At 45.4% G+C, this 20,331-nt stretch carries 18 protein-coding genes; 10 read left to right on the forward strand and 8 right to left on the reverse strand.

Annotated elements, in window-relative coordinates:
- Positions 1-26 precede the first annotated feature (26 nt).
- The 6 genes from F0251_RS01520 to pspF all read right to left on the reverse strand — a co-directional run bounded on the left by F0251_RS01520 (position 27) and on the right by pspF (position 6,390).
- A complete protein-coding gene (locus tag F0251_RS01520; protein WP_008222635.1) occupies positions 27-809 on the reverse strand; it encodes an ATP-binding cassette domain-containing protein in 783 nt (260 codons plus the stop codon).
- Positions 806-1,807 (reverse strand): oligopeptide/dipeptide ABC transporter ATP-binding protein, encoded by a 1,002-nt coding sequence (locus F0251_RS01525; protein ID WP_061031743.1) that lies wholly within the window; start codon positions 1,805-1,807, stop codon positions 806-808. Before F0251_RS01525 ends, F0251_RS01520 begins: the two co-directional genes overlap by 4 nt.
- Positions 1,807-2,694: an ABC transporter permease subunit gene (locus F0251_RS01530; RefSeq protein ID WP_171730163.1), complete on the reverse strand. Its 888-nt coding sequence runs from the start codon at positions 2,692-2,694 to the stop codon at positions 1,807-1,809. Before F0251_RS01530 ends, F0251_RS01525 begins: the two co-directional genes overlap by 1 nt.
- Positions 2,681-3,643 carry an ABC transporter permease subunit gene (locus F0251_RS01535; RefSeq protein WP_061031741.1) on the reverse strand — a complete coding sequence of 321 codons (963 nt, stop codon included), beginning with the start codon at positions 3,641-3,643 and terminating at the stop codon, positions 2,681-2,683. The genes F0251_RS01530 and F0251_RS01535 overlap by 14 nt, the downstream gene beginning before the upstream one ends.
- The gene (gene sapA, locus F0251_RS01540; RefSeq protein WP_004742060.1) at positions 3,643-5,265 is read right to left on the reverse strand and encodes an ABC transporter substrate-binding protein SapA; all 1,623 of its coding nucleotides are present in this window, start codon (positions 5,263-5,265) and stop codon (positions 3,643-3,645) included. The genes F0251_RS01535 and sapA overlap by 1 nt, the downstream gene beginning before the upstream one ends.
- A 102-nt stretch (positions 5,266-5,367) precedes the next feature.
- Positions 5,368-6,390 (reverse strand): phage shock protein operon transcriptional activator, encoded by a 1,023-nt coding sequence (pspF, locus tag F0251_RS01545; RefSeq protein ID WP_171730164.1) that lies wholly within the window; start codon positions 6,388-6,390, stop codon positions 5,368-5,370.
- Positions 6,391-6,662: 272 nt separating this feature from the next.
- Between pspF and pspA the strand changes: the two genes are divergently transcribed.
- The 9 genes from pspA (at position 6,663) to F0251_RS01590 (ending at position 15,530) form a co-directional block, all read left to right on the forward strand.
- Positions 6,663-7,334 (forward strand): phage shock protein PspA, encoded by a 672-nt coding sequence (pspA, locus tag F0251_RS01550; protein WP_010440091.1) that lies wholly within the window; start codon positions 6,663-6,665, stop codon positions 7,332-7,334.
- A gap of 14 nt (positions 7,335-7,348) precedes the next feature.
- Complete coding sequence (gene pspB, locus F0251_RS01555) at positions 7,349-7,582, forward strand: envelope stress response membrane protein PspB (protein WP_004742066.1); 234 nt, start codon at positions 7,349-7,351, stop codon at positions 7,580-7,582.
- Positions 7,575-7,961: an envelope stress response membrane protein PspC gene (gene pspC, locus F0251_RS01560; RefSeq protein WP_061031739.1), complete on the forward strand. Its 387-nt coding sequence runs from the start codon at positions 7,575-7,577 to the stop codon at positions 7,959-7,961. Before pspB ends, pspC begins: the two co-directional genes overlap by 8 nt.
- 158 nt (positions 7,962-8,119) lie before the next feature.
- Positions 8,120-9,154: an efflux RND transporter periplasmic adaptor subunit gene (locus tag F0251_RS01565; RefSeq protein WP_171730165.1), complete on the forward strand. Its 1,035-nt coding sequence runs from the start codon at positions 8,120-8,122 to the stop codon at positions 9,152-9,154.
- 1 nt (position 9,155) lies between these two features.
- Entirely contained in the window at positions 9,156-10,241 is a 1,086-nt protein-coding gene (locus tag F0251_RS01570; RefSeq protein WP_171730166.1) for an efflux RND transporter periplasmic adaptor subunit, read from the forward strand.
- Positions 10,234-13,344, forward strand: a complete 3,111-nt coding sequence (locus tag F0251_RS01575) for an efflux RND transporter permease subunit (protein WP_061031736.1) — start codon at positions 10,234-10,236, stop codon at positions 13,342-13,344. Before F0251_RS01570 ends, F0251_RS01575 begins: the two co-directional genes overlap by 8 nt.
- Positions 13,345-13,421: 77 nt before the next feature.
- The gene (locus F0251_RS01580) at positions 13,422-13,988 is read left to right on the forward strand and encodes a DNA-3-methyladenine glycosylase I (protein ID WP_171730226.1); all 567 of its coding nucleotides are present in this window, start codon (positions 13,422-13,424) and stop codon (positions 13,986-13,988) included.
- A gap of 109 nt (positions 13,989-14,097) precedes the next feature.
- Entirely contained in the window at positions 14,098-15,069 is a 972-nt protein-coding gene (locus F0251_RS01585) for a winged helix-turn-helix domain-containing protein (protein WP_061031735.1), read from the forward strand.
- Positions 15,060-15,530 carry a hypothetical protein gene (locus tag F0251_RS01590; RefSeq protein WP_017108384.1) on the forward strand — a complete coding sequence of 157 codons (471 nt, stop codon included), beginning with the start codon at positions 15,060-15,062 and terminating at the stop codon, positions 15,528-15,530. The genes F0251_RS01585 and F0251_RS01590 overlap by 10 nt, the downstream gene beginning before the upstream one ends.
- Before the next feature lie 102 nt (positions 15,531-15,632).
- Here F0251_RS01590 and F0251_RS01595 read toward each other — a convergent pair whose 3' ends face one another.
- Positions 15,633-16,817, reverse strand: a complete 1,185-nt coding sequence (locus F0251_RS01595) for a cystathionine beta-lyase (RefSeq protein ID WP_017108370.1) — start codon at positions 16,815-16,817, stop codon at positions 15,633-15,635.
- Between the two features lie 182 nt (positions 16,818-16,999).
- The gene (gene cls / locus F0251_RS01600) at positions 17,000-18,454 is read right to left on the reverse strand and encodes a cardiolipin synthase (protein ID WP_061031734.1); all 1,455 of its coding nucleotides are present in this window, start codon (positions 18,452-18,454) and stop codon (positions 17,000-17,002) included.
- A 366-nt stretch (positions 18,455-18,820) separates the two neighbouring features.
- Here cls and F0251_RS01605 point away from each other — a divergent pair, with 366 nt between their 5' ends.
- On the forward strand, positions 18,821-20,254 hold the full coding sequence (locus tag F0251_RS01605; RefSeq protein WP_080566587.1) for a sodium-dependent transporter: 1,434 nt from the start codon (positions 18,821-18,823) through the stop codon (positions 20,252-20,254).
- Positions 20,255-20,331 lie beyond the last annotated feature (77 nt).

Raw genomic sequence — 20,331 nt, forward strand, 5'->3', positions numbered from 1 at the left:
CTTACCGAATATAGCCTTGTAGCAACTTAGTGGTTTGGTGCTTTGGAGAAATGGCTCTCAACCAGTCTTTGAGTGATTTGGTGAGTTGGGTTGGTCAGCACTTCATCGGTATCCCCACTCTCAACCACATCACCTTCGTGCATCACGATGATCTTGTCAGTGATGTGCTTAACAATACCGAGATGCTGAGATACGTAAACGAATGACACGCCCATCTCTTCCTGCAGTTCCAAGAACAGATTGATTATCTGAGAACGCATTGCCATATCAAGACCATTCAGAGCTTCGTCAGCGACAATGATTGATGGCTGAAGTATCAAGGCTCGAGCGAGACAAACTCTTTGCTTCTGGCCCGCAGCAAGCATCTGAGGGTAGAAGTAAGCATGTTCTGGTAGTAGACCTACACGTAATAGTGTGTCCTTTACACGGCGCATACGGGCTTCTGGCGGCATGTTGGTGTTTCGCTTCAGTGGACCTTCCAGGATACGGCCAATCTGAATACGCGGATTAAGCGATGTGTTGGGATCTTGGAAGATCATGCGAATCAACTTACAGCGCGTCGAATAGTCTTTATGCTCTAGCTTTTCGCCGTTTACACGAATCTCACCCGCAGTCGGTTCTACCATGCCTGCTAGCATTCTTGCTAATGTCGATTTCCCAGAGCCGTTCTGACCAATAAAGCCGATCGTTTGGCCCGCTTCAAGAGTAAAGCTTACCGGCTTAACCGCTTGATGAATCTTCTTACGGAAAAGACCAGAGCGAGTCGTAAAGTCTTTAGATAATTCACTGACTTCTAATAATGCACTCATGATTTCTTTTTCTTCTCCATATTCAGAGGGAAATGACAGTTAAACTTATGGTTTTTGATTCGTTTGGTATGTGGGATTTCCACACACTGTCTTTGCGCATATGGGCAACGAGGGCCCAATCGACAACCAATAGGAAGATGCTGTAGTGGAGGGATCGACCCTGGCAGCGACTGAAGCTTCTCTTTGTGTGGGATCCAGTCGTTAAAGTCTGGCATCGCTTTCAATAGAGCTACTGTGTATGGGTGCTTTGGTGCATCCAATAGCTTTTGCGTATCCGCAGATTCAACCGACTGACCACAGTACATAACGGTAATTCGAGTTGCCCATTGAGTGATGGTGGTTAAGTCATGGCCGATCAGAATGATCGTTGTGTTATTGATCTGATTCATTCGGCTCAATAAACGCAAGATCTGGGATTGGGTAATCGGGTCTAAGTCGTTGGTTGGCTCATCAGCGATCAACACTTTCGGCTTGGCTGCGATCGCCATTGCGATCATCACCTTTTGACACTCACCATCAGTAAGCTCATATGAGTAACTGTCCATTAGGCGAGAGTGATCTTTGATGCCGACTTTGTGCAAAAGGGCAATAGCTTGCTTCTTGCGCCACTTAAATCGTTGCCACCATCGACCTTCAAAGGCGTGTGAAGGGATCGCTTCAATGAGTTGATTGCCTACTTTTTCAGAAGGGTCAAGACACGTAGAAGGCTCTTGGAAGATCATCGCGATGTCACGAGCAATCACACGTCTGCGTTCTTTTGGTGTCAGTTGAAGCAGGTCAACGTTCCCCAGTCGCATACGGTCAGCAGATACCTTCCAGTTTTCTTTACAAACACCAACGATCGCTTTAGCAACCAAGCTTTTACCAGAGCCTGATTCACCTACTAAACCACGAATTTCCCCTTCATTGAGGGTAATACTCATTCGATCTACCGCTTTAACCATCCCTTGAGGGGTCTCAATTTCAATGGTTAGATGTCGAATATCAAGTAACGGCATTATTCGATTCCTGCATTTAGCTCTTGGCGAACACCTTCACCGACGAGGTTAATCACAATCACTGTAAACATAATGGCTAGACCGGGTAGGGTTACTGTCCATGGTGCGAGATAAATCAGTTCCACTGAGTCACCGAGGATAGACCCCCATTCGGTACTTGGTGCCTGAGCGCCAAGACCAAGGAAGCCTAGGGCTGTGATATCAAGAATTGCGACTGATAACGCCAGTGTAATTTCTAGAGCCACTACAGTAAGAATATTCGGAAGAATAGAGTTCCACAGCAGATAGAAGTCGTTCGCGCCATCAAGGCGAGAAGCCAGGATATAGTCTTTCTCAACCTCTGCATGCACGGCGATGTAGACCGAGCGAATAAAGCGTGGAATCAATGCCAAACACAAGGCTAGCAAGATATTGAACTCGCCAAAGCCAAGGAAGGCCACAAAGATGATAGCCAGTAGCAGAGACGGAATCGACATTACTGTATCAAGCAGGTGGTTTAGGGTGCTTGATAGCAAACCACGCGTCATACCGGCAAGTACGCCAATGAGACAGCCGATAACCGCAGCGATAAAGGTAATCACGACCGCAGCGCCAAAAGTAAGCTGGGAGCCAATTATCAAGCGAGAAAGAATATCACGACCTAAATCATCGGTACCTAAGAAGTATTCAACAGTGCCTGCTGGATCCCAAGATGGCGGTGTTAATAGATGGCCCGTTTGCTCTTGCGCATCATGGGGCGCTAACCACGGAGAAGTGATCGTCACCAGAATGATAAGTATCAAACACCACAAGCCAAACATCGCAAGATTGTTAGAGCGGAAGCTACGCCAGAAGCGCTCAAACTGGGTAGGGATCTGTTCTTCCTGGTAGACGTTATTTGTTAGCATACCATTCCTTCCTTACCAGTGGGTTGACCATAGCGCCTAACAGATCAGACAGTATATTTGCAGTCAAAACCAGAGTTGCCACCACAATTACACCCGCTTGAATTGAAACGTAATCTTGATTCGATAAAGCGTCCAATAACCAACGACCAATGCCAGGCCAGTTAAAGATAGATTCCGTAATGATCGCAAGCGTTAACATACTTGAAAGTTGAACACCGACCTTAGGAATAATCGGTGGAATCGCATTGCGCAATACGTGCTGAGTCACGATCTCTCTTGTTGAAAGACCTTTAATACGTGCCGCGCGAATGTAGTTTTGCGTCATCACTTCAGCCACAGATGCTCGCATTAAACGGATAACCTGAGTCGTCGGTGCCAATGCTAAAACAAGACACGGCAGCGCCATGTGCTCGATGACACTTTGCAAAGCGTGTGCGCGGTAGCGACCTTCAGCAAAAAAAGCATCGATGATCGCAAAGCCAGTCACGTGTTCAATCTCGTAAAGGAGGTCGTATCGACCGCCAACAGGGAACATCTCAAAATGCAGTGAGAAGACCATGATCATCAATAGTGCGACCCAGAATATAGGTGCAGAGTAACCTGCCATCGAGGTAAACGAGATAGTGGTGTCGACAAATTTACCTTGTCTCATGCCCGCGATAGTCCCAAAAGGGATACCAATTAAGAGCGCTAATACAAAGGCAAAGAAACACAGCTCTAATGTCGCTGGGAAAACGACCACAAGCTCATCGATGATTGGTGTACCGTGCTTGCTTAAGCCAAAGTTTAGTGTTGATAGCTCTGTGATATAGCTGATCCAACCGGGCCAGAAATCTTGAATCGCCCACGGTGAGGTTTGATCGAGTCGCAGCAACGAAAAGCCGACCATCGTCAGGATCGCAAGCGTGATAACGAACAGATTAATACGTCTTAATGTATACCAAAACATCAGTGCACCTCTCTTCTGACTTGATCAAAAGGTTGGGCATTGAACGGGCTCTGTTTGAAGCCAGTTAAAGAACGATCATGTACGCGGAACTGCACTCCGTGAGCCAGAGGGATCACAGGTACCTCCTCGTTGAGAATGTTTTGGGCTTGGCGATACAAGTTGACACGGTGCCTTTGTTGGTTGATCTCTAAGGCTAAATCCAGAAGAAAATCAAAGTCTGAATTACACCACATCGATACATTTAGTCCTGCGCGCTCAGAGCTACATGAGAGTAGGGGGCGCAAGAAGTTATCAGGGTCGCCGGTATTACCTATCCAGCCAGTTAGTAGTAGATCTGTTGAGGCGATTGAAGACAGTTGTGTACGGTCGAATCGATCGTCAGTGTAAAGTTTCAATTCGATGCCGATGTCCGCTAAATTAGCTTGGATAAGTTCCGCCGTTTTACGCGGACTTGGGTTGTAAGCTCTTGGCTCTAGCGGCACCCACATTGAAAGCTCTAATCCCGGCTCTACGCCAGCTTCTTTGAGAAGGGCTATCGCATAGTTTCGGTCATAACGCACTTGAACGTTGTCTTTCTGATGAGCCCAAGATGTCGGAGGCAGCAGTGTATAAGCCTTGGTACCTGTACCGTAGTACACCGAATCAAGAATATTCTGGCGGTTGATAGCCAAGTTCAGCGCTTTACGTACGCGAGAGTCGCGTAGGGCTGGGTGCTCTGTATTAAGGGCGATGAAAGAGACATTCACCGCTGGTGTCGCGGATATCTGCAGCTCTTCATGTGCTTGAATGATTGGGATCTGGCTAGAAATCGGCGAGTTCAACACATCACATTCGTTGCGCAGCAACTTAGCGAGGGTGCCGGTTCCGCGTTGTGAGGTATCGAAAACCACTTGGTCCATTTGCACATCACCTTTCCAGTAATGCTTGTTCTTTTTAAGACGCACCAAGTCATTGATTTGATATTCATCCAGATAGAATGGACCTGTACCAACCGGCTTTGAGTCGATTTCATTCTTCTCATCAGCAGCCACGAGTTGGTTAGCGTATTCCTTAGAGTGGATCACCGCGTAACTGGTCGCGATGTTATTTAGAAAGGAATTATCTGGTCGACTTAATTGGAATTTAACCGTTAAGTCATCCACTGCTGTGATATCGACAATCAAGTTCTTGAAATCGATGCCCGCAAACCATGGATATAGACCACCGCCCACATAGTGGAAGGGGTTGGAACTATCAATGATACGTTCGAAACTAAAAACCACATCTTGCGCGTTCATAGAACGGGTTGGCGTAAACCAGTCTGTGGTCTGGAACGCTACGTTAGGGCGCAGTTTGAAAGTGTATTCAGTACCTGATTTATCGACAGACCAGCTTGTTGCTAGATTCTGCTGTGGTCGATAAGTCATAGGATCGAGTGTGAGCAGCGTGTCGAAGATTTGCGGGCTCAGCGATTCAGCTGTAATTCCGCTATCAACCAGTTGAGGGTTGAAGGTACTAGGATTGCCTTGGCCACAATAAATGAAGCCTTTTTCACGAATTTGCTCGTGATTCACACTCTCACCACATCCGGCTAAAAAGCTCAGCGTGCAGATGCTCAGTGATAGTCTTATTAGTGCTTTCATAAAAAGAAATACTTTTCGAAACGAGGCGTTAGAGGTGCCTCAAGATCCGGACAATTTAACATTTTATTTATTCGGCTCCAAATAATAATCCTATGAGTGTGGCTATTTCTCACTGCCTTGTCCGACAATCGCGTACTTCCTCACCATTCCCCTTAATTGGTTGTAGGTGAGTCCGAGTAATTCGGCGGCTTGTTTTTGGTTGTACTTGCTCTGTTTTAACGCTTGATTGAGCAGCTTGATGTCTTGCTGCTCTTGCCACGCTTTGTAATCAAGGGGCAAAGAAAATGAACCTTCAGAAGAAGTATGGCTGTTGGATGACTCATTGCCAATGTCTTGAGTTGATTCTTGATTCTTATCCCATGCTGGTTTAAACGGGTTAAATACCAAAGATTCAATAGGATATGGGTTCTTACCATGTTGATAGATGGCACGCTCAATGACGTTTTTGAGTTCTCTTACATTCCCTGGCCAAGAGTATTCCAGTAAGGATTCTATGGCCGATGGCGCAAAGCCAACAAACAACTCGAGTTCTAATTCACGGCACATCTTAATGGCGTAGTATTCAGCCAGTAATGTGATGTCTTCTTTACGTTCACGAAGCGGAGGAATAGTAATGACATCAAAGGCGAGCCTATCTAATAAATCGGCTCTAAATTCGCCTTTAGATGCCATCTCTGGTAGGTCAGCATTAGTTGCACACACCAACCTTACATTTGCGCTTAGCGCTTTTTGCCCGCCGACACGTTCGTACTGTCCGTATTCAATAACACGCAATAGCTTTTCTTGCACTGCAAGGGGAGTTGTCGCGAGTTCATCAAGAAACAGTGTTCCGCCTTCCGCTCTCTCAAATCGGCCATGGTGACGACCTTTGGAACCGGTAAAGGAGCCTGACTCATGACCAAACAGCTCTGAATCAATCAAGCCTTCGCTCAGTGTCGAACAGTTTAGCGAGATCAAGGGCTGGTCCCAACGCTTTGAGAGGTAATGCAGCCTTTGTGCAATCAGCTCTTTACCTGTGCCACGCTCGCCAATGATCAGAATAGGCCTCTCTATTGGAGCCAGTTGAGAAACTTTGTCCAAAACAGAAAGAAAGCTAGGTGATTCACCAATAAGATTCTGCTGCATAGCGGGTCCTTGTGTTAGCTGAGCGCTGGTGGAGGTCATATAAAGGCTGTAATGGTGAAAAATACCAATACTTGGCCAAATTCATCATAGCATGGTTCAGGTTAATCGCCATTACATTGTAAGTGACTGATAATTAATGACTTAAAAGTTGGCACGCTACTTGGATTACTTATGGTAGGTTTAACAACAAATGTAAATTAGCGAGCAAGTGGTGATGAGTCGCACAACGATTTAAAACGCATTTGCCTTCAATTGTAATTAAGGAGTTCCTCATGGGTATTTTTTCTCGCTTTGCAGACATCGTAAATTCAAACATCAGCGCACTATTAGATAAGGCTGAAGATCCTGAAAAGATGATTCGCCTGATTATCCAAGAGATGGAAGACACGCTAGTTGAAGTGCGCACTAACTCAGCAAAAGCGATAGCAGACAAGAAAGAGCTAGCACGTAAAGTTGAAGCAATCGAAACTCAAATTCTTGATTGGCAGAATAAAGCGACACTGGCACTGACTAAGCAACGCGAAGATTTAGCGAGAGCAGCGCTGATCGAAAAGCAAAAGCTGGAAGACATCATCAAGAGTCTACACACAGAGCAAACGTTAGTGCATGAAACGATTGAAAAACTGACCAGCGAGATTGGCAAGCTTGAAACTAAGATTGCTGAGACTCGTGCCAAGCAACAAGCACTGATGATCCGCAACAATGCAGCGAGCAACCGTCGTGATGTTCAAAAACACCTGCACTCAAGCAAAACTAATGAAGCGATGGCGAAGTTTGAGCAATTCTCGCGTAAAGTGGATGAATTAGAAGCTGAAGCGGATGTTTACGCGAAGACAGGCAATGCAAAATCGTTAGACCAAGAATTTGCAGAACTGCAGGCTCAAGATGAAATTGAAAAAGAGCTAGCGAAGCTGAAGCAACAAGTTGAAAACCGCGATAAATAATTCAGGAGTTGTCTATGTCCACATTTCTAATTGCAGGTCCACTGATTGTCTTTTTGATCTTCGTGGCACCGCTATGGTTATTCCTACATTACCGCAGCAAGAAGAAATCCAGTAATGGGCTATCGGAAACGGATCTTCAACGTCTGCATAAGCTTTCAGCACAGGCAGAATCGATGCAAGACCGCGTAACAACGCTAGAAAAAATACTGGATGCGGAGTCACCTAACTGGAGACGAAACTATGAGTAGAGATCTGTATCGCGATCCAATTAACGGTAAGTTGTCTGGCGTGTGTGCAGGGTTGGCGAACTATTTCGGCCTTGAAGTCTGGTTGGTTCGCATCATGGTTATCTCTGCTGCACTGCTTGGCGGTAGTTTTTTGGTGTTATTAGCGTATTTAGCTTTGACATTTATGCTTGAAAAACAACCACCTCAGTATGTTGACCAAATGAAGGCCAAACAAGAGCATACGCTCAAGCAGAAGCCTTGGGAAAAAGGGCAAACTGCAGAGTCTCTGTTGAACACTTTAGAGGGTGATTTCCAGAAGTTAGAGACCAGTGTCCGCAACATGGAAGCTTATGTCACCTCAGACACGTTTAAAGTGAACCGAGAATTTAAGAATATGTAGCGGTAAAACCTAAGAAAGATTAGATAACGGTTTAGGAAAATTTATTCCAAGCCGTTATTTTTTTTAATAATTTTCTCTAAATAAATCTTACGCTGACTGGTAAGTTACATGTGATTAATCTATGTTATAAAAATATTTATAGATATGGATGATCACCAATGTATAGAGCCTCCCTTGTCCTATTGACGGCCTTAGCTGGGCTGTCTGGGTGTGGTAAGGAGCTTCCTCCCGTGCCTGAACCTGAATCCAGACCCGCCAAACTCTTCACTGTCTCCGTCGGTAACAATGCTTTTGAGCGTAACTTCCCTGCCACAACCGAAGCTGGTGACAGAGCGGTACTTGCATTTCGTGTTCCTGGATTATTACAGAGCATAGATGTGACTGCCGGCCAGCATGTGTCGAAAGGGGATGAACTTGCCAAGTTAAACCCTGATGAATATCAACTGCTAGAGAAGCAAGCAAAAGCGAATTTTCAGCTAGCCGATGTTCAATATCAACGTGCGATAAAACTTCGTAAAGATCGAGTGGTATCAGAGCAAGATTTCGACCAAGCGAAAGCGAATCACAATTCAGCTCGAGCGGTGCTTAATCAAGCCAATGCGAATCTTCGTTACACCACATTGGTTGCTCCGTATGATGGCACCATTTCCATCATTCCTGCTGAAAATCATGAGTATATTGCCGCTAAAGAAGGCGTCATGAATATTCAGACCAATCAAATTCTTAAAGTCGTTTTCTTATTACCCGACCAACTTATTACGCGCTTTTCTTCTGGGTTTGAAACCGATGCGACAATGGTATTTGATGCGTTTCCTGAAAACTCCTATGTACTGACGTTCCAAGAGGTAGATACAGAAGCTGACCCTAAAACGGGTTCATATAAAGTCACCATGGTGATGGAAAGACCAACCGATATCGGCATCTTGCCAGGCATGTCTGGTACGGTGAATCTTGTGTCAGCTCAAGCGGCTGCAACCAAAATCCCGACTTCTGCCATGATGACCAATGGCGATGACGTTTCGGTATGGCGTGTGAACAGTGACGGAATCGTTGAAAAAGTCGCGATCGTGATTGATGAAAAACGTCACATTGTCTCTGGCCTGAACGATGGCGACCGCATCGTAACTTCTGGTGTGAATGGCCTTGAATCCGGCATTAAAGTTCGAGAGTGGATCAAGGAAAGGGGGCTATAACATGAGTGCATTTAAATTAGCGACAGGATTGTCATGTTTAGCTTTGCTGACCGCGTGTGGAGAGAAACCACAAGTTGAAGTCGATAATACGCCATTAGTGAAAGCGATTGAGATTTCAGTATTAGATTTCAATGACAAACTGTATTTCCCTGCCGTTGCCAACGCGGCGGAAAAAGCCCACCTGAGTTTTCGAGTGGCGGGTGAAATATTTAGGCTCGATGTCAAAGAGGGCGAACGAGTTAAAGCTGGAGATATTATTGCTGAGCTTGATCCCACAGATTATCAATTAGACGTAGACAATGCTCAAGCCAGATATACGGTAGTTAATAGCCAATACAAACGTTCTAGACCCTTGGTGAAAAAGGGCCTACTCGCGAAGTCGCAGTTTGATGAAATTGCTGCCCAACGTCAGATCGCTTATGCCGAGTTAGAACTAGCAAAACTACGCCTGTCTTTCACCATGTTAAAAGCACCCGTTGATGGGATCATTTCCCGTGTCAGTGTCGACCAATTTGAGAACATTCAAGTGGGTCAGCAAATCGTGAATATTCACAGCGTTGAGGATGTTGAGGTGGTGATTCAACTACCTGATCAAATCTACGTTAATCAACCTAGCGAAACCATCCTTGAAAATGTGACGGCCTTGGTGCGAGTTCCAAGCGGTAATGAGTATCCAGCAGGCATTAAAGAGTTCACCACAGAGCCCGATCCAAGCACCGGAACCTTTACCGTGACCTTGGCACTACCGATGCCCGAAGACGATCTGATTCTGGACGGTATGGCGGTCGACGTTACCTCACATGGTCGAGATATTGGGTTGGAACTGAAAGCTGGTGTTTTAGTACCTATAGAGGCGGTATTCAATGCTGACGGCGATGAACTTACTCGCAAGAACTCATTCGTTTGGGTCATTAATGACGACAATACAGTTTCAAAGCAGAAAGTGGTATTAGGTAAAGCCAACCAGAAAACGTTGCAAATAATCAAAGGATTAGAGATGGGGCAACATATAGTTGTAGCGGGCGTATCGCGATTGCGAGATGGGATGACAGTGGAAGTATTATCTCAGGAGGCGAACAATGAGTGAAGCAAATAACAAGCCCCAGAATGACGCTCAGCAGGGTGATGAGCAGATCACGGGTGTAGCGGCTTACTTTATTCGCAATAAAGTCATCAGTTGGATGCTCTCGTTGATCTTCCTGATTGGTGGTGTTTCTGCCTTCTTTGGTTTGGGGCGTTTAGAAGACCCGGCTTTTACCATCAAAGATGCCATGGTTGTCACCTCTTACCCAGGTGCGACACCTCAGCAAGTAGAAGAGGAAGTAACCTATCCATTAGAGAAAGCGATCCAACAACTTACCTATGTTGATGAGGTTAACTCTATTTCTAGCCGCGGCCTGTCTCAGGTAACGGTAACGATGAAGAATAACTATGGTCCAGACGATCTGCCGCAGATTTGGGATGAACTTCGTCGAAAAGTGAATGACTTGAAAGTGTCACTGCCGCCTGGTGTGAACGACCCTCAAGTTATCGATGATTTTGGTGATGTTTACGGTATTTTGCTCGCGGTAACCGGTGATGGCTACAGCTACAAAGAACTATTGGACTATATCGATTATTTAAGGCGAGAGTTGGAACTGGTTGATGGGGTCAGTAAAGTTTCTGTTTCTGGTCAGCAGCAAGAGCAAGTGTTCATTGAAATCTCGATGAAACGGATTAGCTCTTTGGGTATCTCGCCAAACACGGTATTTAATCTTTTATCGACTCAAAACATTGTTTCCAGTGCGGGTGCGGTGAGAATTGGTGACGAATACATTCGTATCCATCCTACGGGCGAGTTCCAGAATGTAGAGCAATTGGGTGATTTGATCCTAACCGAAGGGGGCGCTCAAGGCCTCATCTACTTAAAAGATGTAGCAGAGGTAACCCGTGGTTATGTTGAAGTACCGACTAACATTATCGGCTACAACGGCAAACTGGCACTTAACCTTGGTGTGTCCTTTGCGCAAGGCGTAAACGTGGTCGCGGTGGGTGAAGCGTTTGACCGAAGATTGGCAGAGCTTAAGTACCAACAGCCGGTCGGCATCGATATTTCTGAGGTGTATAACCAGCCAAAAGAAGTAGATAAATCAGTAAGCGGCTTTGTGGTGAGCTTGGGGCAGGCGGTTGCGATCGTAATCGTGGTGCTGCTGTTCTTCATGGGTCTGCGTTCCGGTCTGTTGATTGGCTTGATACTGCTACTGACCGTGTTTGGTACCTTCATTTTTATGCAGTACTTCAAAATCGATCTACAACGTATCTCACTGGGTGCATTGGTTATCGCACTGGGGATGCTGGTGGATAACGCCATAGTGGTGGTCGAGGGGATATTGATCGGCACGCAGAAGGGGCGAACCCGGATGCAGGCCGCGACTGATATCGTAACTCAGACTAAATGGCCATTGCTCGGTGCAACGGTTATCGCGGTAACGGCATTTGCGCCTATCGGTTTGTCTGAAGACTCGACGGGTGAGTACTGTGGCACCTTGTTCACGGTTCTACTTATCTCGCTAATGTTGAGCTGGTTTACGGCTATCTCAATTACGCCATTCTTTGCCGATATCTTCTTTAAAGGTCAGAAGGTCGATGCAGATAATGAGGGCAAAGATCCGTATAACGGGATGGTCTTTGTTATCTATAAGAACTTTTTAGAGTTCTGTATGAAGCGTGCATGGTTGACGATGGCTGTGTTAGTCATAGGCCTAGGGGCGAGTGTTTACGGTTTTGGTTTCGTAAAACAAGCTTTCTTCCCATCGTCGACGACACCGATGTTCCAAGTCGATGTGTGGATGCCAGAAGGGACCGATATCCGAGCAACCAACACCAAGCTTAAAGTGCTAGAAGGTTGGCTGGCTGAACAGGACGAAGTAGAACATATCACGACGACTGCAGGTAAAGGCTTGCAACGTTTCATGCTAACTTACGCACCTGAGAAAAGTTATAGCGCTTACGGCGAGATAACGGTGCGTGTGAAAAGTTACGAAGTGCTTGAAGGGCTAATGAAACGCTTCCGTGAGCACGTAGATGGTCAGTTCCCAGAGATAGATTACAAGCTTAAGCAGATTGAATTAGGTCCTGGTGGCGGTGCGAAGATTGAAGCGCGTATTGTAGGTTCTGATCCAACGGTACTTCGTTCAATTGCAGCCCAAGTGATGGATGTAATGCGTGCTGATAGCGGCGCATTTAACGTTCGCCACGACTGGCGTGAAAGAACTAAGGTACTAGAGCCTCAGTTCAATGAAAGCCAAGCTCGTCGTTACGGTATCACTAAGTCTGATGTTGATGATTTCCTCGCGATGTCTTTCTCTGGTAAGTCGATCGGTGTGTACCGTGATGGTACAACGCTGATGCCGATTGTGGCTCGTTTACCAGAAGATGAGCGTGTCGATATTCGTAACATCGAAGGTATGAAGATCTGGAGCCCTGCGTTAAGTGAATACATTCCACTGCAACAAGTGACTTTAGGCTATGAGTTGGAATGGGAAGATCCACTGATCATTCGTAAGAATCGTAAGCGTATGCTGACAGTCATGGCGGATCCTGACCTACTGGGCGAAGAAACCGCTTCTACGCTACAGAAGCGCCTACAGCCACAAATAGAAGCGATTGAGATGCCACCGGGTTATTCTCTTGAGTGGGGTGGTGAGTATGAGTCATCTGCGGATGCGCAGGCGTCACTATTCACAACCATGCCTCTTGGCTACTTGTTCATGTTCTTGATCACCGTGTTCCTGTTTAACTCAGTAAAAGAGCCGCTGATCGTATGGTTAACGGTACCACTGGCTTTAATCGGTGTAACGACTGGCTTGCTGGCCTTAAACACCCCGTTTGGCTTTATGGCTCTGTTAGGCTTCTTGAGTCTATCCGGGATGCTTTTGAAGAACGGTATCGTACTACTTGACCAAATCGAGATTGAGATGAAGTCAGGTAAGGATCCTTATGTTGCTGTTGTTGATGCTGCGCTAAGTCGTGTTCGCCCGGTATGTATGGCAGCGATTACGACGATTCTAGGTATGATTCCTTTGTTGCCTGATATTTTCTTCAAGCCAATGGCTGTTACCATTATGTTTGGTTTGGGTTTTGCGACGGTACTGACGCTTATCGTTGTACCGGTACTGTACCGCCTGTTCCATAAAATTGACGTAGCATAACTCTAATTTACTTTTGAAATAATGCCCCGACTTGGGGCATTATTTTTATGTACGATTACCAAAGTGAGATTATCGAAATGGAAGCGAATACCGTGGAAAGAACCTGTGCATGGGCACTCAAACATGAACTTGAAAGGGAATACCACGATACGGAGTGGGGCGTACCTGTCTACGATGACCAAGTGTTGTTTGAATTCATCACTTTGGAGGGCGCTCAAGCGGGACTTAGCTGGATTACTATACTGAAAAAACGAGAGAGCTATCGTGCTGCGTTTGAGAACTATGATCTCAACAAGCTCGCTGCTTTCAATGAGGACAATGTACCGAGCATTATTGAAAACTTCGATGTGGTTAAGCATAAGGGCAAGATTGCCTCGGTATATAGTAATGCTCGCGCAACGCTGGAACTTCAGAAAGAGTTTGGCTCACTATCGAATGCTTTATGGCAGTTCGTTGATAACAAAGTGGTCGATAATCAGTGGACCGAGATGTCTCAAGTACCCGCTTCAACAGAGCAATCCAAAGCGATGAGCAAGTTTTTAAAGAAGAGAGGCTTTAAGTTTGTAGGAGAAACAATCTGTTACGCATTTATGCAAGCCACCGGTATGGTGAACGACCACATCGTTGGTTGCCCTTACAAATAAAAGTGTTAATTATTGTCGCGAAATAATTGTGTGAAAATTGGAAAATTCACTAGCCATTTATAAACTATTCAATATCATATGCGACCGAATTAAAACCTAGAAGACGATAGTGAAACAACAAAGCTACCAAATTTGTGATGCTAGTTATGATCCCTTGCTTAGGCAGTTTGTGCGTGAAGATGGCCACGTAGAAACTATCGCGCCGTTAGAAGGTAAGGTGTTCCTGTTCTTACTGGAGAATGCTGGTGAATGCATTGAGCGAGGCCTGATATTTGAAAGGTGTTGGGGTAACGTCATTGTCTCAGAGCAAGCTCTAACCAATGTGATATCTAAGATCAGAAAAACGCTGTCTAGAGTCACTTGTGGTTGTGCAACAATTCGTACCGTAAGTAAAACCGGCTATTCCCTTGAAATCAATGAGTCGAAAGGAACAAGCTCAAACACCCAAGCTGCGCCTCAAGTAGACCTTGATGAAGTCCAGTCGGCGTCTGTAGCGACTATAGCAGCAAAGCCAACGATTCAAGAGGAGTCGATCGTAACAGCAGATAAAGCCTCAACGACAAGCCAAGAGCCTGTAGAGAGTTCTTCGGCTATAACTTCGGGCTTTACATCTTCAAATCAAGCGCACGGTTCGGTTGCACTTGGTTTATCAAGCATAACTAACAATAAACATGCTATCAAAGCAGGCTATATAATCGCACTTATTTGTGTTCTCGTTACTGCGTTCAATCTATTCCAAACTTACTACAAGCCAACGCCTTACTTTATCGATGAGGCGGAATATAGTGATAGTTACACAGACAATACTAACCACTATTTTTTCCATATTGTTCATGGAGATTCCTATTCGCTACCAGCGATAACTGAAAAGCTGACCAGTGTGATACCTAGCCACTGTAATGTGGATGTGTTTGTTCGTATTTATCCATCTGTCGATCAGCCAGAGAGCGATGCTTTGTACATGTTAGTTCAAAGGAAGGATGGCGAGGCTCTTAATTATGGGGCGACGATTTTCAATGTAGAGACGTCTTTTGACTCGTTTGCATCTCATATGAAAAAGAGGAGCTACTTTTGCGATTAATTGGCTTACTCATTTTATTGGTAATTGCTTCGGCAAGCTTTTTTCTCGACCAAAATGCACTGGCGGGCTCTCGATGGCACTGTAAAACGCTAAAAACGGATTTCTTATCTCAGGCATTCCGACCGTACCAATCGCTTTATGAGCGAATGAGCATTACTTTTCAGTCTGACCAAACTTTTAGCATGAGAGAGTTTGTGACGATTACAGAGAAAGACGGTACCGAAGGCACGATGGAAAACCTTTATTCGGGTTACTATGGTTTGGATGGGGATCATTTGTCGATGAGCATTATTGATGTGAGAACCGCAACTCCGTTTCATGATCCAATCATCAATCAGGAATACAGTGAGTACAAAGGAGTGACCATTGATTACTCGATTTTGGAGAAGGAGCAGTCCCTGTATCTGTTTAATGAACACCGCTCTGAAATCTTTAATTGGACATGCTACAAGGTTCACTAATCAGCTATTAGGGCTTGTGGGGCTGTACGCTGTTGATACGCAGAACTGAAAAAAGGCAGGGTAGTCCTGCCTTTTTAGTCTCGGTAAGCTTGATGCTAAAGATTAAACGAGCGCGTTGTAACGCTCCAATCCAGCCTCTAGATCTGCAATCAAATCATCAACATCTTCTAAGCCGATATGAACACGAATCAAGGTACCTTCGAAGTTAGGGTTCGCAACGGTTCTTAGGCTATCAAAACTGCTCGGTTCGTTCGCTAGGATCAAACTCTCAAAGCCGCCCCAGGAGTAACCCATACTAAAGTGCGTCATGCCATCAAGTAGCGCTGTGGTCGCTTTTGTATTTGAGTTTTTGAGCACGAAAGAGAACAAGCCATTACCACCGGTAAAGTCTCGCTTAAAGAATTCATGGCCTGGGCAAGACTCTAGAGCTGGGTGACGAACGTGGTCGACTTCTGGACGTGTTTCTAACCATTTAGCGACTTTCAAGCTACTTTCTGCGTGTTGGCGCAGTCGAACATCAAGAGTACGTATGCCGCGTAGGCCAAGGTAAGCGTCGTCTGGTGAAACACACTGACCCATCAAGTAGCTTTGCTCTCTTAGCTGATCCCAGCATTTCTCGTTCGCGACCGCTGTACCTAGCATCACATCTGAGTGGCCAACGATGTATTTGGTTGCGGCTTGAATCGAGATATCAACGCCAAACTCAAACGGAGAGAAGTTAACGCCGGCTGCCCAAGTGTTGTCTAGCATCACGATGATGTCATGTTCGTGAGCAATACGCGCAAGCGTTGGAATGTCTTGGACTTCCATGGTGACAGAGCCCGGAGACTCGGTAAACAGTACCTTGGTGTTTGGTTTGATAAGGTCTTGGATACCTTCACCAATGGTTGGCTCGTAGTAGGTGGTTTCTACACCCATTTTCTTCATGATGGTGTCACAGAAGTCACGAGTTGGCTCGTAGCACGTGTCGACCATCAAAATATGGTCGCCTGTTTCTACAAAAGAAAGGATCGCATTAGAGATAGCTGCCGTTCCACAAGGGTAGAGTGCACAGCCAGCACCGCCTTCCACTTCAACCATCGCATCTTGGAAAGCGAAATGAGTGTTGGTTCCACGACGTCCGTAAAAAAGGGTTTTGTTAGCGCGGTTAATCGTAGCCTTACGCTTTTCTTCTACTGAGTTAAATACGACAGTTGAAGCGCGTTGTACTGGTGGGTTAACAACACCATTGGTCCACTTCTTATCACGACCGGCTGTGATCAGTTTAGTGGTTTTGTTCTCGGACATGCTGTGAATTCCTTATCAATCGGTTATGTCCTATTTAAAACATGCCAAGAGTGTTCAAAGCAAGAGCGGAGCGGGGATTTTTGCGCTTTTCTTACGATTTTTAACCTTTCACTCAGTTAACAGTGAAAGGTTAAAAATGATCGATGGGGAAACAACGAGCCATAATCGACTTATTGCTGGAACTATAGGAGTGGGTTGAACAAGTAGAACAGCCTCTCAAAGAAGCGATTACTTAGGTTTCTTTGCTCCCACTGTTCTAACTCTACAGAGTGAGATGAAGCGATATAAGATTTCTGCAGTTCAGAGAGTGTTTGAGTGAAATGCACATCGTCCACAGCGAGCGTTACTTCAAAGTTGAGCCATAAACTGCGCATGTCGATATTGACCGTTCCAATTAAGCAGAACTCTTCATCGATGACTACCGATTTGGTATGAAGAAGACCACCGTAAAACTCGTAGATCTTCACACCCGCCTCGAGTAGCTCGGTATAGAATGCACGAGAGGCCCACTTAACCATCAGCGAATCATTATTGTGTGGGATGATCAGTTCGACGTTGACACCACGTTGAGCCGTCATCTTAAGGGTTTCTAACAAGTCCGCACTCGGCACAAAGTAAGGGGTCGTAATACGCACGGTATGGTTAGCCTGATTGATCGCAATAGTTAGAACTTGCAGGATCAAATACTCCGGCATACCTGGACCCGACGGCACAACTTGTACGGGGTGATGCGTCACTGCTTCTTCTACAGAGCACTCAGGTAACTCAGGTAAAATACGCTCGCCGGTTTCTACTTCCCAGTCCCAGCCGTGGATTGCAGAGAGCACGTTAACGGTTGGGCCGGTGACGCGAACCATCACATCAATCCATTGGCCAACGCCCGAGCTCTGTTTGAAGTGAGCTGGGTCGACCATATTCATCGAGCCTGTGTAGGCAATAGTCTCATCAATAACAATAATCTTACGGTGCTGCCTTAGATCAAGGCGTCGCAAGAAAATACGCCACGGGCTCACTTCCAATGCTTGTACAACATGAACACCCGCGTCTTTCATCATTGCGAGCCAATGGCTTTTGAAAAAGCGCGGGCTACCCGCTGAATCGAGCAAAACTTTAACATCTACGCCACGTTTTGCTGCGCGAATCAGCGCAGAGGCAACCGAATCGGTCAGGCCACCTGGATGCCAAATATAGAAAACCATCTTAATACTGGTTTGGGCATTTTCTATATCTTCAATAATTGCGTGTAGGATCTCGTTTGGTGAAGATTGCAGGGATAGAGTGTTTCCACTGAGCGCAGGAATGCCCATTCGATTGTTACAAAGCTCGTCAATCTTATGGATAGGGGAGCCGACTTTCCCTGGTTGGTGAAGTTGGCAATCGTTCAATTGACGGAACCAATCACCAAAGGGAGTAAACATGCGATGTGCGCGTTCAGCCCTTTTCCTGCCAAGATTTAGCTCGCCAAATAAGAAGTAACAAGCCACCCCCACAATTGGGATAATGTAGATAACCATAAGCCAGGCGAGAGAAACGCTGACAGAGCGTCGTTTTAGTACAACACGCAATGTTACACCGGCGACAAGTACCCAGTACAAAGCAACAGCGGCTAATGTTAAAAAATGGTAGAGCTTTTCCACATTGAATACTCGAAAAAAGAGATACTTAGATAGTAATGCTATTTTGTGGATATGGGAATTTAAGGAATCAACTATTTACAAAATAGAGCAAAAGCTGTAAACAGGTTATAGTTGTTAAGTTTTGGTTAACTTAAGAAGAAAACGATTGTTTTGTATGAAAAGGCGGCATTTAACCATAAAAATTTACATTGGTAACGAAATATGTACGGTTCGGACTTCCAATTTTATTCTTAAACTGGTTTACTTGCTATACAAAGAGCGTCAATCAAATCTTCTAAGTGTGTAAAGTCGTTTTTACACCTTATCTTTTAAAGACGCCACCCAAAGCAAAACACAACATCACACAACACAAATTTTGGAGTAAACGTGGCTACTAGTAATACAACCACAACACCCCGTGATACCTGGGGTTCGAAGTTAGGATTCGTAATGGCTGCAGCAGGTTCTGCTGTTGGCTTAGGTAACATTTGGAAATTCCCATACACAGCAGGCGAGAGTGGCGGTGGTGCATTCGTTGCAATTTACCTGTTTTTCGTAATTTTCATCGGTTTCAGTGTAATGCTGACTGAATTTGCTATTGGCCGTCATACGCAAAAATCAGCAGTAGGTGCATTTAAATCAACTGACCGTCGTTGGACGTTCGCTGGTGTTATTGGCGTAGTGAGTGGTCTACTTATCATGGGTTTCTACCCTGTAGTAGGTGGCTGGTCTATCGCATACATTGGTAAGATTGCTGGTGGTCTTCTAGACGCACCTGAAGCAATCGGTGACAGCTTCGGTGGTTTCATCTCTAACCCAGTTCAACCACTAATGTGGATGGGGCTATACCTACTTCTTAACGTTGTTATCGTTATGAAAGGTATCTCGGGCGGTATCGAGAAAGCGGGTAAGGTTCTAATGCCACTGCTATTCCTGATCCTTATCGTGGTATCGATCAAAGGTCTGACTCTTCCAGGTTCTATGGCTGGTCTTGAGTTCCTATTCAGCCCTGATTTCTCTAAGGTAGACAGCAACGTAATTCTAGCTGCACTTGGCCAAGCATTCTTCTCACTATCTCTTGGTATGGGTTGTATGTTGACTTATGGTTCTTACCTTAAGAAGAAAGAAAACCTAGTTCAAACTACCGCTATGGTTACAGCAATGGATACAGGTGTTGCTATCCTAGCTGGTGTTGCAATGTTCCCAGCGATGTTCGCATTCGGTATGGAGCCAGCAGCAGGTCCTGGTCTAGTGTTCGTTGTTGTTCCTCAGCTATTTGCTGAAATGGGCGGCGTGATTGGTCTTCTATTCGCACTTATGTTCTTCATCGGTCTAAGTGTTGCGGCTCTAACATCTTCAGTTTCTCTACTAGAGGTTGTGGTTTCTTACCTAATCGACGAGAAAGGCATGAAGCGTGTAACGGCAGTATTGTCTGCAAGTGTTGTAATGGCTGCGCTATGTATCTTCGCATCTCTATCTCTAGGTGGCGTTGGTCCAACACTATTCGACACAGGCGCATTTGATATCTTCGACCTACTAACAGATAAGATCTTCCTAGCTGTTGGCGGTATGTTGGTATGTATCTTCGCTGGTTGGAGACTAAACCGTGCAGACCTAGAGAAAGAAATCACTAACGACGGTGAAGTATCTTTCCCACTATTTGGTCTATGGTACGCACTAGTTAAGTACATCATCCCAGTAGCTATCGCAATCGTTGCGTTCATGGGTATCTCTTCTGGCTTCGACAGCGGTAAAGGTGCAATCATGCTACTAGGTATTGGTATTATTGCTGGCTCTGCGCTTATCTCTAAGAAGCTATAGTTTTAAGAAGCTACAATCGCGAGCTAAAGTAAGTTACAAAACGGGAGCCAATGGCTCCCGTTTTTTTGTACCTGTAA

This window comes from Vibrio sp. 070316B, from assembly GCF_013114115.1.
GTDB lineage: Bacteria > Pseudomonadota > Gammaproteobacteria > Enterobacterales > Vibrionaceae > Vibrio > Vibrio chagasii_B.

Excerpts from the sequence above, each read along its gene's own strand:
- pspB (WP_004742066.1), top strand. The coding sequence starts at position 7,349 with ATGTCCACATTTCTAATTGCAGGTCCACTGATTGTCTTTTTGATCTTC.
- pspA (WP_010440091.1), top strand. The coding sequence starts at position 6,663 with ATGGGTATTTTTTCTCGCTTTGCAGACATCGTAAATTCAAACATCAGC.
- F0251_RS01580 (WP_171730226.1), top strand. The coding sequence starts at position 13,422 with ATGGAAGCGAATACCGTGGAAAGAACCTGTGCATGGGCACTCAAACAT.
- F0251_RS01535 (WP_061031741.1), bottom strand. The coding sequence starts at position 3,643 with ATGTTTTGGTATACATTAAGACGTATTAATCTGTTCGTTATCACGCTT.
- F0251_RS01530 (WP_171730163.1), bottom strand. The coding sequence starts at position 2,694 with ATGCTAACAAATAACGTCTACCAGGAAGAACAGATCCCTACCCAGTTT.
- F0251_RS01570 (WP_171730166.1), top strand. The coding sequence starts at position 9,156 with ATGAGTGCATTTAAATTAGCGACAGGATTGTCATGTTTAGCTTTGCTG.
- F0251_RS01595 (WP_017108370.1), bottom strand. The coding sequence starts at position 16,817 with ATGTCCGAGAACAAAACCACTAAACTGATCACAGCCGGTCGTGATAAG.
- pspC (WP_061031739.1), top strand. The coding sequence starts at position 7,575 with ATGAGTAGAGATCTGTATCGCGATCCAATTAACGGTAAGTTGTCTGGC.
- F0251_RS01575 (WP_061031736.1), top strand. The coding sequence starts at position 10,234 with ATGAGTGAAGCAAATAACAAGCCCCAGAATGACGCTCAGCAGGGTGAT.
- F0251_RS01525 (WP_061031743.1), bottom strand. The coding sequence starts at position 1,807 with ATGCCGTTACTTGATATTCGACATCTAACCATTGAAATTGAGACCCCT.
- pspF (WP_171730164.1), bottom strand. The coding sequence starts at position 6,390 with ATGCAGCAGAATCTTATTGGTGAATCACCTAGCTTTCTTTCTGTTTTG.
- F0251_RS01520 (WP_008222635.1), bottom strand. The coding sequence starts at position 809 with ATGAGTGCATTATTAGAAGTCAGTGAATTATCTAAAGACTTTACGACT.
- sapA (WP_004742060.1), bottom strand. The coding sequence starts at position 5,265 with ATGAAAGCACTAATAAGACTATCACTGAGCATCTGCACGCTGAGCTTT.
- F0251_RS01565 (WP_171730165.1), top strand. The coding sequence starts at position 8,120 with ATGTATAGAGCCTCCCTTGTCCTATTGACGGCCTTAGCTGGGCTGTCT.